Source organism: Marivita geojedonensis, assembly GCF_002115805.1.
In the GTDB taxonomy this organism is placed as follows: Bacteria; Pseudomonadota; Alphaproteobacteria; order Rhodobacterales; family Rhodobacteraceae; genus Marivita; species Marivita geojedonensis.
Genome location: NZ_JFKC01000014.1, coordinates 43,515 through 58,464, shown reverse-complemented (window position 1 = coordinate 58,464; position 14,950 = coordinate 43,515). Strand labels below are relative to the sequence as shown.

16 protein-coding genes are annotated in these 14,950 nt (G+C 61.2%); 6 read left to right on the top strand and 10 right to left on the bottom strand.

Annotated features, from left to right (window positions below; genetic code table 11):
• Positions 1-46: 46 nt before the first annotated feature.
• Positions 47-1,546 (bottom strand): CoA-acylating methylmalonate-semialdehyde dehydrogenase, encoded by a 1,500-nt coding sequence (locus tag MGEO_RS13860; RefSeq protein WP_085638869.1) that lies wholly within the window; start codon positions 1,544-1,546, stop codon positions 47-49.
• 95 nt (positions 1,547-1,641) lie between these two features.
• Between MGEO_RS13860 and MGEO_RS13855 the strand changes: the two genes are divergently transcribed.
• The 3 genes from MGEO_RS13855 to coaD all read left to right on the top strand — a co-directional run bounded on the left by MGEO_RS13855 (position 1,642) and on the right by coaD (position 3,621).
• Positions 1,642-2,550 (top strand): LysR family transcriptional regulator, encoded by a 909-nt coding sequence (locus MGEO_RS13855; RefSeq protein WP_085638866.1) that lies wholly within the window; start codon positions 1,642-1,644, stop codon positions 2,548-2,550.
• Positions 2,551-2,604: 54 nt separating this feature from the next.
• Positions 2,605-3,039 carry a CBS domain-containing protein gene (locus MGEO_RS13850; RefSeq protein WP_085638863.1) on the top strand — a complete coding sequence of 145 codons (435 nt, stop codon included), beginning with the start codon at positions 2,605-2,607 and terminating at the stop codon, positions 3,037-3,039.
• Between the two features lie 81 nt (positions 3,040-3,120).
• Positions 3,121-3,621 carry a pantetheine-phosphate adenylyltransferase gene (gene coaD / locus MGEO_RS13845; RefSeq protein WP_085638860.1) on the top strand — a complete coding sequence of 167 codons (501 nt, stop codon included), beginning with the start codon at positions 3,121-3,123 and terminating at the stop codon, positions 3,619-3,621.
• Positions 3,622-3,671: 50 nt separating this feature from the next.
• On the opposite strand, the gene MGEO_RS21580 is transcribed toward coaD, so the two are convergent.
• The 7 genes from MGEO_RS21580 to MGEO_RS13815 all read right to left on the bottom strand — a co-directional run bounded on the left by MGEO_RS21580 (position 3,672) and on the right by MGEO_RS13815 (position 8,254).
• Positions 3,672-3,836: a hypothetical protein gene (locus MGEO_RS21580; RefSeq protein WP_170102912.1), complete on the bottom strand. Its 165-nt coding sequence runs from the start codon at positions 3,834-3,836 to the stop codon at positions 3,672-3,674.
• A 201-nt stretch (positions 3,837-4,037) separates the two neighbouring features.
• Entirely contained in the window at positions 4,038-5,039 is a 1,002-nt protein-coding gene (gap, locus tag MGEO_RS13840) for a type I glyceraldehyde-3-phosphate dehydrogenase (RefSeq protein ID WP_085638857.1), read from the bottom strand.
• A 126-nt stretch (positions 5,040-5,165) separates the two neighbouring features.
• Complete coding sequence (locus MGEO_RS13835) at positions 5,166-5,309, bottom strand: glyceraldehyde-3-phosphate dehydrogenase (protein ID WP_085638854.1); 144 nt, start codon at positions 5,307-5,309, stop codon at positions 5,166-5,168.
• Between the two features lie 55 nt (positions 5,310-5,364).
• A complete protein-coding gene (locus MGEO_RS13830) occupies positions 5,365-5,883 on the bottom strand; it encodes a helix-turn-helix transcriptional regulator (RefSeq protein WP_085638851.1) in 519 nt (172 codons plus the stop codon).
• Entirely contained in the window at positions 5,880-6,419 is a 540-nt protein-coding gene (locus MGEO_RS13825) for a cytochrome b/b6 domain-containing protein (protein ID WP_085638848.1), read from the bottom strand. The genes MGEO_RS13830 and MGEO_RS13825 overlap by 4 nt, the downstream gene beginning before the upstream one ends.
• 50 nt (positions 6,420-6,469) lie before the next feature.
• Positions 6,470-6,721, bottom strand: coding sequence for a PepSY domain-containing protein (locus tag MGEO_RS13820; protein WP_085638844.1), 252 nt, complete (start codon positions 6,719-6,721; stop codon positions 6,470-6,472).
• Between the two features lie 273 nt (positions 6,722-6,994).
• Positions 6,995-8,254, bottom strand: a complete 1,260-nt coding sequence (locus tag MGEO_RS13815) for an MFS transporter (protein WP_085638957.1) — start codon at positions 8,252-8,254, stop codon at positions 6,995-6,997.
• 233 nt (positions 8,255-8,487) lie between these two features.
• Here MGEO_RS13815 and MGEO_RS13810 point away from each other — a divergent pair, with 233 nt between their 5' ends.
• On the top strand, positions 8,488-9,765 hold the full coding sequence (locus MGEO_RS13810) for an MFS transporter (RefSeq protein WP_085638841.1): 1,278 nt from the start codon (positions 8,488-8,490) through the stop codon (positions 9,763-9,765).
• Positions 9,766-9,871: 106 nt separating this feature from the next.
• On the opposite strand, the gene gap (MGEO_RS13805) is transcribed toward MGEO_RS13810, so the two are convergent.
• Positions 9,872-10,876 carry a type I glyceraldehyde-3-phosphate dehydrogenase gene (gap, locus tag MGEO_RS13805; protein ID WP_085638838.1) on the bottom strand — a complete coding sequence of 335 codons (1,005 nt, stop codon included), beginning with the start codon at positions 10,874-10,876 and terminating at the stop codon, positions 9,872-9,874.
• A 323-nt stretch (positions 10,877-11,199) separates the two neighbouring features.
• On the opposite strand from gap (MGEO_RS13805), the gene MGEO_RS13800 reads away from it, so the two are divergent.
• Together MGEO_RS13800 and MGEO_RS13795 are read left to right on the top strand one after the other, a co-directional pair.
• Positions 11,200-12,156, top strand: coding sequence for a DUF808 domain-containing protein (locus MGEO_RS13800; protein ID WP_085638835.1), 957 nt, complete (start codon positions 11,200-11,202; stop codon positions 12,154-12,156).
• 45 nt (positions 12,157-12,201) lie between these two features.
• Positions 12,202-12,492 (top strand): hypothetical protein, encoded by a 291-nt coding sequence (locus tag MGEO_RS13795; RefSeq protein ID WP_085638832.1) that lies wholly within the window; start codon positions 12,202-12,204, stop codon positions 12,490-12,492.
• Positions 12,493-12,774: 282 nt separating this feature from the next.
• Here MGEO_RS13795 and tkt read toward each other — a convergent pair whose 3' ends face one another.
• On the bottom strand, positions 12,775-14,820 hold the full coding sequence (gene tkt, locus MGEO_RS13790; protein WP_085638828.1) for a transketolase: 2,046 nt from the start codon (positions 14,818-14,820) through the stop codon (positions 12,775-12,777).
• Positions 14,821-14,950 lie beyond the last annotated feature (130 nt).

The following is a 14,950-nucleotide window of genomic DNA, read 5'->3' as shown; positions in this document are numbered from 1 at the left end:
AAGGGGCGGATTGCTCCGCCCCTTATCTCGTAAATTGCAATGAAAATCAATCCATTGCCTTGAAGTTGAACTCGCCGCCTTCCTTGATCCCCGATGGCCAGCGCGATGTGACCGTCTTGGTGCGGGTGTAGAACTTGAAGGCGTCGGGCCCGTGCTGGTTCAGATCGCCGAAGACCGATTTCTTCCATCCGCCAAACGTGTGATAGGCCAGCGGCACCGGGATCGGAACGTTGATGCCCACCATGCCAATGTTGATCCGGTTGGCGAAATCACGCGCCGCATCGCCATCGCGGGTAAAGATCGCGGTGCCGTTGCCGTATTCGTGGTCCATCGCCAGTTTGATGGCTTCCTCGTACGAGCCTGCGCGCACGGTCGACAGAACCGGGCCGAAGATCTCTTTCTTGTAGATGTCCATGTCCGGTGTGACGCGGTCGAAAAGATGCGGACCGACGAAGAACCCGTCTTCATAGCCCTGAAGGCTGAAGTCGCGGCCATCGACCACCAGTTCTGCACCCTGATCGACGCCCGACTGGATCAGGCCAAGGATGTTCTGCTTGGCGGCTGCGGTCACGACGGGGCCGTAATCCACGTCATCGCCGGCTGTATAGGGTCCGACCTTCAGCTTTTCGATGCGGGGCACCAGCTTTTCGATCAGGCGGTCGGCAGTTTCATCACCCACCGGAACGGCCACTGAAATCGCCATGCAGCGTTCGCCCGCAGCACCGTAGCCCGCACCGATCAGCGCGTCGGCGGCCTGATCCATGTCGGCATCCGGCATGATGATCATGTGGTTCTTGGCACCACCGAAACACTGCACGCGCTTGCCGTTGGCGCAGCCGGTTCCGTAGATGTATTCCGCGATCGGGGTCGAGCCAACAAAGCCGATGCTCTGGATCACCGGATGATGCAGCAGCGCGTCCACGGCTTCCTTGTCGCCGTTGACAACCTGCAGGACACCTCTGGGCAGACCGGCTTCTTCCATCAGCTCCGCCAGCATCAGCGGCACCGACGGGTCGCGCTCGGACGGCTTGAGGATGAACGCGTTGCCGCAGGCCAGGGCCGGGGCAAACATCCACATCGGGATCATCGCCGGGAAGTTGAACGGGGTGATGCCCGCTGTCACGCCCAGCGGTTGCTTCATCGAATACATGTCGATGCCGGGACCCGCGCTGTCGGTGTATTCACCCTTGAGCAGTTCCGGCGCGCCGATGCAGTACTCGACCACTTCCAGACCACGCTGCACGTCGCCCTTGGCGTCCGGCAGGGTCTTGCCGTGCTCGCGGCTCAGCGCCTCGGCCAGCTTGTCCATGTCGCGGTTCAGCAGGCCGACAAAAGCCATCATCACACGTGCGCGGCGCTGCGGGTTGGTGGCGGCCCATGCGGGCTGGGCCTTGGCTGCAATCTCGACCGCCTTGGCGATCTCGTCGGTCGAAGCCAGCGGCACCTTCGCCTGCACTTCGCCGGTTGCGGGGTTGTAGACGTCCGCGAAACGTCCCGACGTGCCTTTGACGTGCTCGCCGCCAATGTAATGGGTCAACTCTTGCATGGAATCCTCCTCGTCTGGTTGGCGGCATCTTAGTCTTGCAAAAATGCTGATCAAAGAGGCAATATCCCAAATGGGTTTTGCAAAAATGCAAAGGTTTGGACGTGCAAAGCTGGGATGACCTGCGTATTTTCCTGTCTGTCGCGCGCCACGACACGCTGTCCGGCGCGGGCAGGGCGCTGCGCATGGATCCGGCCACCGTCGGACGACGGGTGGCCCGGCTGGAAGAGTCGCTGGGACAGGCGTTGTTCGTCAAAGGGCCTCAGGGATACACCCTGACCGAGGCAGGCACCCGCCTGATCGACCACGCCGAACGCGCCGAACAGGCGATGCAGGGTGCGCAATCCGTCCTCACCGGCGAGGCGGGAACCCTGACCGGACAGATCCGTATTGGCGCGCCGGATGGCTGCGCGAATTTCGTGCTGCCGCGGGTGTTTGCCGATCTCTCCAAGGCGAATCCCGATCTCGATCTGCAGATCGTGGCCTTGCCGCGCGTTGTGAACCTGTCGCGGCGCGAGGCGGACATGGCGATCACCGTCAGCCCACCCACTGCATCGCGCCTGTCCTATCAGCGCATCACCGATTACAAACTCCACCTCGCGGCCAGCAAAACCTACCTGTCCACGCGACCTCCGCTCACGTCTGTCGCAGATCTGCGGGATCACCGGATCGTCGGCTACATCCCGGACATGATTTTCGACAAGGAACTGGATTATCTCAGCGACCTGGGTCTGGACCGCGTGGCACTGGCGTCGAACTCCGCGTCGGTTCAGGTTCACCTGCTGCGACATCATGGCGGCATCGGCATTGCACATGACTTCGCGCTGCCCTTTGCGCCGGGTGTGACGCGGGTTCTGACAGACGCCTTGTCCTTCACCCGCAGCTTTTACCTTGTCCGCCATGCCGAGGACCGACGCCTTGATCGGATCACGCGGTTTGCCGCGGCACTGGTGCAGGGCGTCCGCGCAGAGGTCGCGCGATTGGAGTCGCTACTTTCAAACACTTGACAGAACCGGGGACAGTGGGGACGCTGAAAGGGAACAGGGACCGGAGGAGAGACCATGCAAGTTCACCACATTCTGAAAAGCAAGGCGACGGACGCCGTTGTGACCGTGAAATCCGGGACCACGATCTCTGAAGCCGCCAAGATCCTTGCGGAAAAGCGCATCGGGACAGTGGTTGTGTCGAATGACGGTGAATCCGCCCTGGGAATTCTTTCCGAACGCGACATCGTGCGCGAACTGGCCAATCGCGGCGCAACCTGCCTGTCGGACACGGTGGACAGCTATATGACATCGCAGCTTGTCACCTGTGGCCGCAATGACGACGCGGATGAAATTCTTGGCAAGATGACTGAAGGCCGGTTCCGCCACATGCCGGTGGTCGAGGACGGCAAGATGGTCGGTCTGGTGACACTGGGCGACGTGGTCAAGGCGCGGCTCAACGAACTGGCAATGGAGCGCAACGCGCTGGAAGGCATGATCATGGGGCATTGAGCCCCGTGATGACTTCGACTTGAACTCCGGCCCTCTTTGGTGCCAGACAGGCGCAACCTGACGATACTCCGGAGACTGCCCATGCGCATCGGTCTTTACCCCGGGACATTTGACCCGATCACCATGGGCCATATCGACATCATCCGCCGCGCCTCTGCGTTGGTGGATCGGCTTGTCATCGGCGTGGCCATCAATCGCGACAAGGGGCCTCTGTTTTCGCTGGAAGAGCGGGTGGCGATGATCGAAGCGGAATGTGTTTCGCTGTCCGAGCAGACCGGCATCGAGATTGTCGTGCATCCGTTCGAGAACCTGCTGATCGACTGTGCGCATGATGTGGGTGCAACGCTCATCGTGCGCGGTCTGCGCGCGGTGGCGGATTTCGAATACGAATTCCAGATGGTTGGCATGAACCGCGCGTTGGACGACAGCGTCGAGACCGTGTTCCTCATGGCAGAGGCGCGGCATCAGGCGATTGCCTCGAAACTGGTGAAAGAGATTGCCAGACTGGGTGGTGATGTTTCGAAATTCGTGACCGCTCCGGTCCAGCGAGAGCTTCTGGCACGGTTCAACCGCCAGAAATGACAAAAGCCGCGCATGTCAGCGCGGCTTGCCAAACTTCGTGAAGTGATCGCTCAGTTGCCGTAGATGGCCTTGCTTGCGATCTTTTCCGCATCACCCGGATAGATGTCCAGGTCCAGTGCCACATCGAGCGGCATCGTGCGGATTTCCCAGACAGTGCGATTGTACGCGGCCCGCTTTTGAAGACGGTCCCGCATGGAAGACATGAGATGGGCCATGATACGTCCTTTCCTTGCTCTATGGTCCTGTGCAAGCGGCTTGTTTGCGCTACCAGCTACAGGATTGAAGATAGACATGCTGCACCGCAGAACAACTGACAGAGTGGAAAGGCCGCCTTGCAGGAAATGCAGGGCTCGTTAATGAAAAAGGCCGGGCAAATCCGCCCGGCCTTTTCATTTTACCAGTTGGTAAAAACTGGATCAGATCAGCTTGCCCATCGCAACGGCCGTGTCCGCCATGCGGTTGGAGAAGCCCCATTCATTGTCGTACCAGCTCAGGATCCGGACCATGTTGCCGTCCATCACCTTGGTCTGGTCGGTGTGGAAAATCGACGAGTGCGGATCGTGGTTGAAATCCGACGACACAAGCTTCTTGTCGGTGTATCCAAGGATGCCCTTCAGCTTGCCATTGGCCGCGGTGCGGATCGCATCGTTGATCTCGTCCACAGAGGTGTCGCGCGACGCGGTGAATGTGAGGTCCACGACCGATACGTTCGGCGTCGGGACACGGATGGCCACGCCGTCGAGCTTTCCATTGAGTTCCGGCAGCACCAGACCCACGGCCTTGGCGGCGCCGGTGGAGGTCGGGATCATGCTCAGTGCGGCTGCGCGCGCGCGGTAGAGATCCTTGTGCATCGTGTCCAGCGTCGGCTGGTCGCCGGTGTAGGAGTGGATCGTGGTCATGAAGCCACGCTCGATCCCGATGGCTTCGTTCAGTGCATAGGCAACAGGTGCAAGGCAGTTCGTCGTGCACGACGCGTTCGACACGACGATGTCGTCCGCTGTCAGGCTGTCATGGTTGACGCCGTAAACGATGGTCTTGTCGGCGTCTTTGCCGGGGGCCGAGATCAGCACGCGGCTGGACCCGTTGTCGAGATGCGCCTGGCACGCTTCTTTGCTGGTGAAAATGCCGGTGCATTCCAGAACAACGTCCACATCCGACCATGGCAGGTCGGCCGGGTTGCGGATCGCGGTCACCTTGATCGGGCCACGGCCCACGTCGATCGTGTCTTCCGAGGTCGTCACCTCGACCGGGAAACGGCCATGTACGCTGTCATATTGCAGCAGATGGGCATTGGTCTCGACCGGCCCCAGATCGTTGATTGCCACCACCTCGATATCGGTGCGGCCGGACTCGATGATGGCGCGGAGGACGTTGCGGCCGATGCGGCCAAATCCGTTGATGGCAACTTTGGTGCTCATGTGAGACTCCTTGTTCGTTCCGACAGGGGATGCCGACCAGTTGTGTTAACGCTAACAATCAGAACGAGGCTAGCCTGTCAAGCGATCCAAGTCATCGATGCGGACGGATTGGCCTTACAAAGCGGATCAGCGCCAGAAGGCGATCCATTCCAGCAGATCGAGCCCTTTTCCGGCAAGAAACAGGAAGCCATCCCCGCCGGTCAGGAACCCGTCCACCGCGAGTCCGCCAAGGATAAGCAATCCCAAGCCGATGGCGATTGAATTGGTCATCGCGGTTCTGGTCCCCTGTCTTGTGCCGGCACAATGCCAGAGCAGCCCGGCCTTGTCACGCCGCCACCTCCGGTGGGCGCAGTGGTGTGGACATCAGGTCTTCGATGAAAAGCCCGACAAAGGCGCCGCGCCCGGTGACACCGGCCTTGCGGTAGATGGCGTTGAGATGAGCCTTCACCGTGCCTTCGGCGGACCCGCGCAATTCGGCGATTTCCGCGATCCCGAACCCCTTGAGCGTGAAATGCGCCACGTCCCGTTCAGACGGAGTCAGGGACCAGCCGTCAAACCGCGCCTCGACGATGTCGTGGAAGGCTCCTGCGGCAAGACCAAGCTGTTCTTCCAGATGCGCCTTGCGGCGCAGCAAATCCATGAGGAAACGCGTTTCGAACACGACACCCGCAATCAGTGCCAGAACGGCGAGCAGCTCGATGACGAAATGGCTGGTTGCGAAGGCAAGCAGGCCCAGGCTCAGACCATCCGCCGCCACGTCCCACAGAAAGAACGCCGCGCAGAGGGACTGCGCGACGATCAGAACAAGAAGTGAAACAGGTTGTGCAGAGCTTTGCAGTCTCACGGGTCTGTCCTTGCTCCGTCCGGCAGGGTCTTGATCCCGGTGACCATCGCGCGCGGCAGGTTGACCCCGGTGCGGCGACTTTCCCAGATCACGGCCAGCACGTGCAGCACGATGGAAATTTCGGCCCACGTTACCAACGCTTCATGCGTTTCTTCAACCCACTCGACCCCCCAATAGGCATTGGTGGTCATCATCCAGCCGGTCAGACCGATCAGCAGGATCGTGCCCAGAAGGTTGAAGATCATCAACGCGCCAAGCGGCGTATGACCGAGGTGCAGGCGCTTGCGTCCTGTCGCAATGTCGGACAATTGGCCAATGACCGATGCCGGGGTGGGCCAGAAACTGCTGAAGCGGGCAAAACGCGGGCCGATCAGCCCCCAAACGAGCCGCGCGGCGATCAGGCCGACGATGGCAAAGCCCAGCCATTCGTGCAGTTTGCTGTCGTCATCGACAAAAAGGGCATTCGCGGCAAACCCGACCACCAGCGTCCAGTGAAAGATCCGGACAAACGGATCCCAGATTTTATGCTGTGTCATCTCAACCTCCGATGGGCTGGGCCCGCGCGCCTGACGCGGGCCCGGTCGGCTCAGTCATCGACCTTGGTCCGTACGACGTTCAGAGCGGCATCCAGATAGATTTCGAGCCGCTGACCATCCTTGAGCACGTAAGCCTCGATCATCCCGTCTTCCATTTCGATCTTGCGCACCTCGTAGCCTTCGGCGGTCAGTTTGGTGCGGATCTCGGTCATGCGTTCGGTGGTCAGCCCGTAATCGTCACTGGAAGCAAAGGCTGTGGCGGGCAGGGCAAGCGCGAGGGCAAGAGCAAGAATGCGTGTCATGGGTCAGTCTCCTTGGGTTGAAGCCACCGCAACAGGCGGGGCCGATGGCACCAATCTGCCCGTGCACGCTGTTACAGTGTATTGGTCCGGGGTCTGATCCCTGCGCTTTGCAACTTTGGTTTAGAGCGGTTTCTTGCCGTTGCCGTGGAAGCAGAAGGCGTAAAGGTGATAAAATATAATTTTAAAATTTAAATACTTATCAATATATTGCGGGACATTTCTCAAGCAATTTTCGGCGTCTCCCCCAATCAGTGACCAAAAAACCGGGAACACTCATGTTTCGGTTTCGCGTTCCAATTCTCCCTGTTCCGCTGCCCATGCGCCAGCCGCTTCGACGGCCACCGGAGAGGCCGTTGGCAATACGCCCAGATAGCTGTCGGTGTCCTCGACCGGAGAAGCGGCGCGTTTCGTCATGCGGTATGCAGAGTAAAGCGCAATCGCGACAAAGGTTGCTCCTAGGACGGCCCAGAACGCAGCTGGTCCCATCTGCTCCATGGCCCAGCCCGCGCCGAGCGGTCCCAATATCGCTCCGATTCCAAAGGTAAGGACAAGGCCGCCCGAGGCTGCTGGCATATCCTCCGGGTCCAGAGCATCATTTGTATAGGCGAGGATCAGGGCATAGAGCGGGGTGGTCACACCACCCGTCAGGAAGGCTGCTCCCATCAACAGCCAGAGGTCGCCCCCTTTGAGCCAACCGGCCGCACAGAAGGCTGCCCCCAGCAAAGCGCAGCCGAAGATGAGTTTGCGGCGGTCCATGCGGTCGGAGAGCCAACCAATCGGATATTGCAGCAGCAGCGCGCCACCAAACAGCATTGCGATGAACAGAGAGATCTGTGCTGCCGTCAGGCCGATCTGCGTGCCGTAGACGGCCCCCATACCGGATTGCGTTGCATAGATCGTTCCCAGCAGGAAAATTCCAACTGTGCCCAAAGGCGACCCTCGAAACAGTTTTGTCAACGGCATGGGGCGCGTCACCTCAGCGACCGGTGTCGGGGTCACCGAAAGCAGGATCGGTCCAAACGAGACCGACACGAGGATCGACGCTCCGATAAACAGAACCGACGTTGCCGCGTCGCCCAGCGTGAGCAAGCCCTGTGCTCCGATGATTCCCAATGTCTGCGCGATCATGTAGGCGGACAACACCTTGCCCCGCGTCTCGTTCGTCGCCGCAGCATTGAGCCAGCTTTCGGCCGTCACGTAGATGCCGGACATGCAGAACCCGACCAATATCCGCAGCAGAGTCCATGCAATCGGATCGGTGAACAGCGGAAAAGCGATCAACCCGGCTGACATGAAGCTGCCCAGTGCTGCAAAGACGCGGACGTGTCCGACCCTGCGGATCAGGTCCGGAGTCATACGCGCACCGGAAAGGAAGCCCAGGAAATATCCCGAAGCCACGATCGCCAGTTCGGAGGCCGAAAACCCTTCGATGCCTCCACGGAGACCGATCAGAGTGAAATGCATGCCATTGCCCAGCATGATGAACACGATGCCGATCAGAAGGGCCCAAATTCCGCCGAGGACGTGACGCATGATGCGGTTCCCGATAAGAGTTTTCAGGTGAAGGCTGATGCGTCCAGCATAAGTGGTTTGCAGGCGCAGCATGGTGCTGCAGCGCCGCAATAGGTCCCTGTGGCGACGTCTTGCTGCTCGATGGCGCAGGTGCCTGGCGGTGTTCAGGTCCGAAAACGACATTCGGTCGCCTTCGGCAATGCAAATGCGCAGGATCTGGTTTTGGGAAGGGATACCAAGACCAGGTTCCTTTCATGCACGACCGCCGAATTCCCGAATGGCTGCGCCACGCCCCCGCGCCGAGCGTGCGCGGCTTTGCCATTCTGGCGGGCACGGAAGCCATTGCGCGGGGCATTCTCGTGTCGGTCTTTCCGCTGGTGATGTACCGGGCGCTTGGGGACGCAGGTGTGGTGTCCGAAGTGTATTTCGCCGTTGGCATCGCATCACTGCTGGTCGGATTGCTGGTGCCGTACCTCATCCGCTTCATTCCCCGGCGCTGGGTGTATGTGTCGGGGGCCATGATGTTCGCACTTGGCGCAGGGATCGCCCCGACGGGCCATCCGGCCGCCGCCATTGCCGGGCTGGCGCTGACCGCCATGGCAACGGTCACGACCTTTGTGTGTTTCAATGCCTATGTGCTTGACTACATTGCCAAGATCGAACTTGGCCGGTTCGAGACCTCACGCCTGTTCTACAGCGCTTTCGGGTGGACGGTCGGCCCTGTGCTTGGGGTGCTGCTCTATTCCTGGTGGACGCCGGCCCCGTTCCTGATCGCCTGGGGTGCCGCGCTGTCGATGGCGGTGATCTTCCTTGTCATGCGTCTTGGCAACGGTCGGCTGATCACGCGAAGCCACCGTCCGCCTGCCAACCCCTTTGGATACTTCCCAAGATTCTTTGCACAGCCGCGCCTGATCGCAGGCTGGGTGTTCGCGGTGATCAGGTCCTGTGGATGGTGGGTCTATGTGGTGTATCTGCCGATCTATGCGGTGGAGAACGGATTGGGCGAACAGCTCGGCGGCATCGCCCTGTCGATCTCGAACGCGGCGCTGTTCCTGACGCCGTTCATGCTCCGCTTCATGCAGACCAGATCCGTTCGGGCGGCGGTGCGCACTGGCTTTCTGATGTCCGGTCTGCTGTTTGCCATTGCGGGCCTGTCCCATGCTGTGCCGGTCTTTGCGGTACTCTGCCTGATGGCGGGGTCCTTTTTCCTGATCCTTCTGGACGTGTCAGCCGGTCTGCCGTTTCTACTGGCGGTCAAACCCTCGGAGCGCACCGAGATGTCGGCGATCTATTCCAGCTTCCGCGATGTATCGGGCATACTGACGCCGGGCGCAGCATGGCTGGTGCTGCTGGCGGCACCGCTTTCGGGGATCTTTGTCGCCGCAGGACTGGCTCTTGTCGGCACATGGGGGCTGGCGGGAACATTGCACCCGAGGCTGGGCCGCGCACGCATTGCGGCGGGATCCGCACCCGGCGGATCGGACGATGCCGGGGCGCCGGGGCTGGCGACGTCGGAACTTGCCGGAGAGTAGACGACGCGGACGACGCCCACGCCAAAAATGAATAACCCCGCCCAGGTCTGGGCGGGGTCAATCCCGTGAAGCAAACTGTTCGCCTGTTGATCAGGCGTCACGAGGATCAGTGCAGCAGGCGGCCCATCGCTCCGGCCACATCAGCCATACGCGCAGAGAAGCCCCATTCGTTGTCGTACCATGCCAGCACGCGGACCATGCGCTTGCCGACGACCTTGGTCTGGTCCGGCGCAAAGATCGACGACTGCGTGGTGTGGTTGAAATCGATGGAAACCTTCGGCTCCGGATCGTAACCCAGCACGGTTCCCATGTGGGTTGCGGCGGCTTCGCGGACCACTTCGTTCACGTCATCAACCGTCACGTCCTTGCCCGCGTAGAAGGTCAGATCGACTGCGGACACGTTCGGCGTCGGAACGCGCACGGCAGACCCGTCCAGCTTGCCCTTGAGGTTCGGCAGAACCTCACCCAAAGCCTTGGCGGCACCAGTGGAGGTCGGGATCATCGCCATCGCGGCAGCCCGCGCGCGGTACAGATCCTTGTGCCGACGGTCCAGCGTCGGCTGGTCCCCGGTGTAGGAGTGGATCGTCGTCATGATACCGCTTTCGATGCCGAAGGCCTCGTCCAGCACCTTGGCCAGCGGCGCAAGGCAGTTGGTGGTGCAGGACCCGTTCGAAATCATCGTGTCGCCTTCGACAAGCGAGCGGTGATTCACGCCGTAAACGATGGTTTTCTGAACGTTCTTCGCAGGCGCGGAGATCAGCACAGATTTCGCGCCGCGCTCCATGTGAATTCCCGCCTTGGCGCCATCGTTGAACTTGCCGGTGCATTCCAGAACCACGTCGCAGCCCGACCAGTCGAGCTCTTGCGGATCATATGTCGAGAAGACCTCCATCGGGCCACGGCCCAGATCCATCGTGTTGCCTTTGACCGACACCTCGCCGCCGAAGCGACCGTGTACGCTGTCATAGCGCAGGAGATGTGCGTTGGTCTCGATCGGGCCGGTGGCGTTGATCTTGACCACCTGGACGTCATTGCGCGAGCTTTCCGCAATATGGGCCAGGGTGCAGCGGCCGATCCGACCGAAACCGTTGATTCCGAGAGTGACGGTCATGTGCGTGTCTCCTGCAGGTGCAATTGAGGGTCGTATACGGATGTATGCTGCAATCGCAAAGTAAAAAAGACACGTTTTCACAGTATGTTAGCGCAAAAGGTGTGGGTCAGGTACATGATGGCGCTAACGCCGAGGGATGGTTTGCGGTAACACCGATGGGATGTTGCGGAATCGGAAATAATGCCCGAAGCGCCCGATTTCCCCGTTTCGCTGGAATGGGGTCTGCTTCGAGGTCTGTTTCCGGCAGGCGCGGGGTGGTCTGTGCTGGCGGCGCGGGGTCTCGGACGCTATGTCTTGTGCAACGCAGATAACGGAGCACCGGTATGAGTGGATTGTTGGCCCTTCTCGATGACGTTGCGGGCATCGCCAAAGTCGCGGCGGCCTCGGTCGATGATATCGGCGCAGCGGCGGCCAAGGCCGGGTCCAAGACAGCCGGCGTTCTGATCGACGACGCGGCGGTTACACCGAAATACCTGCACGGCTTCGAACCCGCCCGCGAATTGCCGATCATCTGGCGTATCGCGCGTGGGTCGCTGATCAACAAGCTGGTGTTCCTTCTGCCTGCGGCGCTGCTGCTGTCGACATTCGCGCCGTGGATGATCCCGCCTTTGCTGATCCTCGGCGGCTCTTACCTGTGTTTCGAAGGCGCGGAAAAGATCGTGCATGTGCTGATGCCGCATGACGACCATTCCGGTGGCCCGGATGGCAGCCACGACATCGAAGACCCGCTGCACCTTGAGGAAGAAAAGGTCAAAGGCGCGATCAAAACGGATTTCATCCTCTCGGCCGAGATCATGACCATTGCGCTGTCGGTGATCGAGGAAGGCAACATCTGGATGCAGGGCGCGACTTTGGCGCTGGTCGGCATCATGGTGACCCTCGGGGTCTATGGCGCGGTGGCCGTGATCGTGAAAATGGACGATGTGGGTCTGTGGCTCAGCCAGGTCGGGCGCTTGGGCATGACCCGTGCACTGGGCCGGGGCATCGTCAAGTTCATGCCATGGCTGCTCAAGACGCTGACGGTGGTCGGCACCGCAGCAATGCTCTGGGTCGGCGGGTCGATCATCGTGCACTCGGTGGCGCAGATGGGCTGGCACATGCCGGAGGAGACAATCCATCATATCGCTGTGGCCTACGGGGCCGGGCAGCCGTTTCTGGAATGGGCGATCACGGCGGGGATCGATTTTGTGCTGGGCTTCATCTGGGGGCTGATCCTGATCCCGATCGGGGTCAAGATCGTCGGGCCGATCTGGACGGCGGTGATGCCGAAAGGCGCTTGAGGCGCGTTAAGCCTGTCTTAACCAAGAGCGCGTCATTCTCGGGGCATGACGATTCCAGACTACCTTGATCCCGACACTTGGCTGCGCAATGTGTTTTCTGCCAAGGCGGTGGGGCGGGGTGGTGTGATCCACCGATCCGCCCGCGATGTGGAGCGGATTGTGGGCCGCGATGCCTTTCTGCGCGAGGTGCAGCGGCGCGGATTCACTTTGGTTGAGAATGGTGATCAGCTGGTGGTGTTCTGCAACCGTGATCCCGTGCGGCTGATCGTTCAGCGCGACCCGCCAAGCCTGTCGCAGCGGGCTTGGCCGATGGGGCGAGACGCCCATATTCGCTGATGGTCAGAGGGCAAACAACGCGTCAACGCGTTGTCTCGCTGCGTCGACGCAGCGACTGCTGGAACCCAAAAGCGCGTCGATCACCCAAAACGGCTCAAGCCGTTCTTATGCTGCGTCGGAGCAGCATGGTCCTCGCAATCTCAAATCCGCCGCCTGAAACGCGTCAACGCGTTTCGTCCTTGCGTCGACGCAAGGAGGTCCGGGCGACAGCGGATTGGGGAGGCGACGCATCGATGCATCGCGGGTGGGCGGCCCCGACACGCGAGGCCGCCCTTGTTGTGTTTACGCGCGCGGATCGGGCTGCCAGCGGCCTTCCACAAGATCGCGCACCTTCTGCGCCACGGCCTCTGCGGTGATGCCGAACTTCTCGTACAGCGTTTCCGCCGGGGCAGACGCACCAAACCCGTGCATCCCGACAAAACCCGACTTCTCGCGCTTGCCGCGCTCACCGAACAGCCAGCGATCCCAGCCAAAGCGCACGCCCGCTTCGACCGCAACGCGCACCGGGCCACCTGGCAGCACGCGCTTGCGATAGGCTTCGTCCTGCTCCTCGAACAGCTCCCAGCACGGCATCGACACCACGCGCGTGCCGATCCCTTCGGCCTGCAGGATGTCACGCGCCGCCATGGCAATTTCGACTTCCGAACCGGTGGCCATCAGGATTGCCTGACGCTTGCCCTCGGCATCGGCCAGAACGTAGGCGCCCTGCGCCGTCAGGTTCTTGGTCTTGTGCTCGGTGCGCACGGTGGCGAGGTTCTGACGGGTCAGCGACAGCACCGACGGCGTCTTGGTCTGTGTCAGCGCGATTTCCCACGCCTCTGCGGTCTCGACCGTGTCGGCCGGACGGAACACCAGAGTGTTCGGCGTCGCGCGGCTGATCGCCAGATGTTCGACCGGCTGGTGGGTCGGACCGTCTTCACCCAGACCGATGGAGTCGTGGGTCATCACATAGACCGTTGGGATGCGCATCAGCGCCGACAGGCGCATTGCAGGGCGGGCATAGTCGGTGAAGCACATGAATGTCCCGCCATAGGGCCGGATGCCCCCGTGCAGTGCCATACCGTTCATTGCCGACGCCATGCCGTGCTCGCGGATGCCCCAATAGACATAGCGGCCCTTGCGGTTGTCGACATCGAACACACCCAGATCGCCGGTCTTGGTGTTGTTCGATCCGGTCAGGTCCGCCGAGCCGCCAATGGTTTCGGGAACGATCGGATTGACCACTTCCAGAACCATTTCAGAGCTCTTGCGCGTCGCCACTTTCGGCGCGGTCTCGCTGATCTGCTTTTTCAGCGCCTTGATGGTCGAGGACAGCTTCTTCGGCGCGTCCCCGGCCATGGTGCGGGCGAATTCGGCCTGACGCGAGGCCGACATTCCGGCCAGACGCGTTTCCCATTCGGCGCGCTCGCTGGCGCCCCGGCTGCCAATGGCTTCCCAGGCGGTCTTGATGTCGGCGGGCACCTCGAACGGACCGGTGGTCCAGCCCCAGACCGCCTTTGCGGCGGCGTTCTGGTCTGCATTGGTCAGTGCGCCGTGGCCTTTGGAGGTGTCCTGCGCCGCGTGACCCAGTGCGATATGCGTCTTGCACGCGATCATCGACGGACGCTTGTCCTTCTTCGCGGCGGCAATGGCGGCGTCGATTTCTGCCGGGTTGTGACCGTCGATCTCCTGCACATGCCAGCCGGCCGCGGTAAAGCGTGCGACCTGATCGGTGCGGTCCGAGAGTTCAACCGTGCCGTCGATAGTGATGTTGTTGTTGTCCCAGAAGACGATCAGCCGCGACAGTTCCTGACGCCCGGCGATGCCGATGGCTTCGTGGCTGACACCTTCCATCAGGCAGCCGTCACCGGCGATCACATAGGTGTGGTGATCGACCAGCTTCTTGCCGAACCGCGCGCGCAGCGCTTCCTCGGCCATGGCGAACCCGACCGAATTGGCGATCCCCTGACCGAGCGGGCCGGTCGTGGTCTCGATGCCCTTGGCGAGGAAGTTCTCGGGGTGCCCGGCGGTTTTTGCGCCCCACTGGCGGAAGTTCTTGACCTGATCGAGAGTGATCTCGGGGTCGCCGCACAGGTAGAGCAGCGAATAGAGGAGCATCGAGCCGTGACCCGCCGACAGGATGAACCGGTCGCGGTCATGCCAGTCAGGGCGGCTGGCGTCGAACTTCAGGTGCTTTTCAAACAGCACGGTCGCCACGTCCGCCATGCCGATGGGCATGCCCGAGTGACCGGAGTTCGCCGCAGCCACGGCATCCAGCGTCAGCGCGCGGATTGCAGCGGCTTTGTTCCAATGGTCGGGGTTCTGGGCTTTGAGGGTCTCGATATCCACGGGCCGTACGTCCTTATCATGGAAGGGATGGGGGTTTCCCTGCGCTCTTATCAGCGTCACGGCAGAGTTCAAGCCGCACATCCCTGCATCAGGTGCATAAGGGGGCGCATTTTTGAGCGCGGATTGTTAA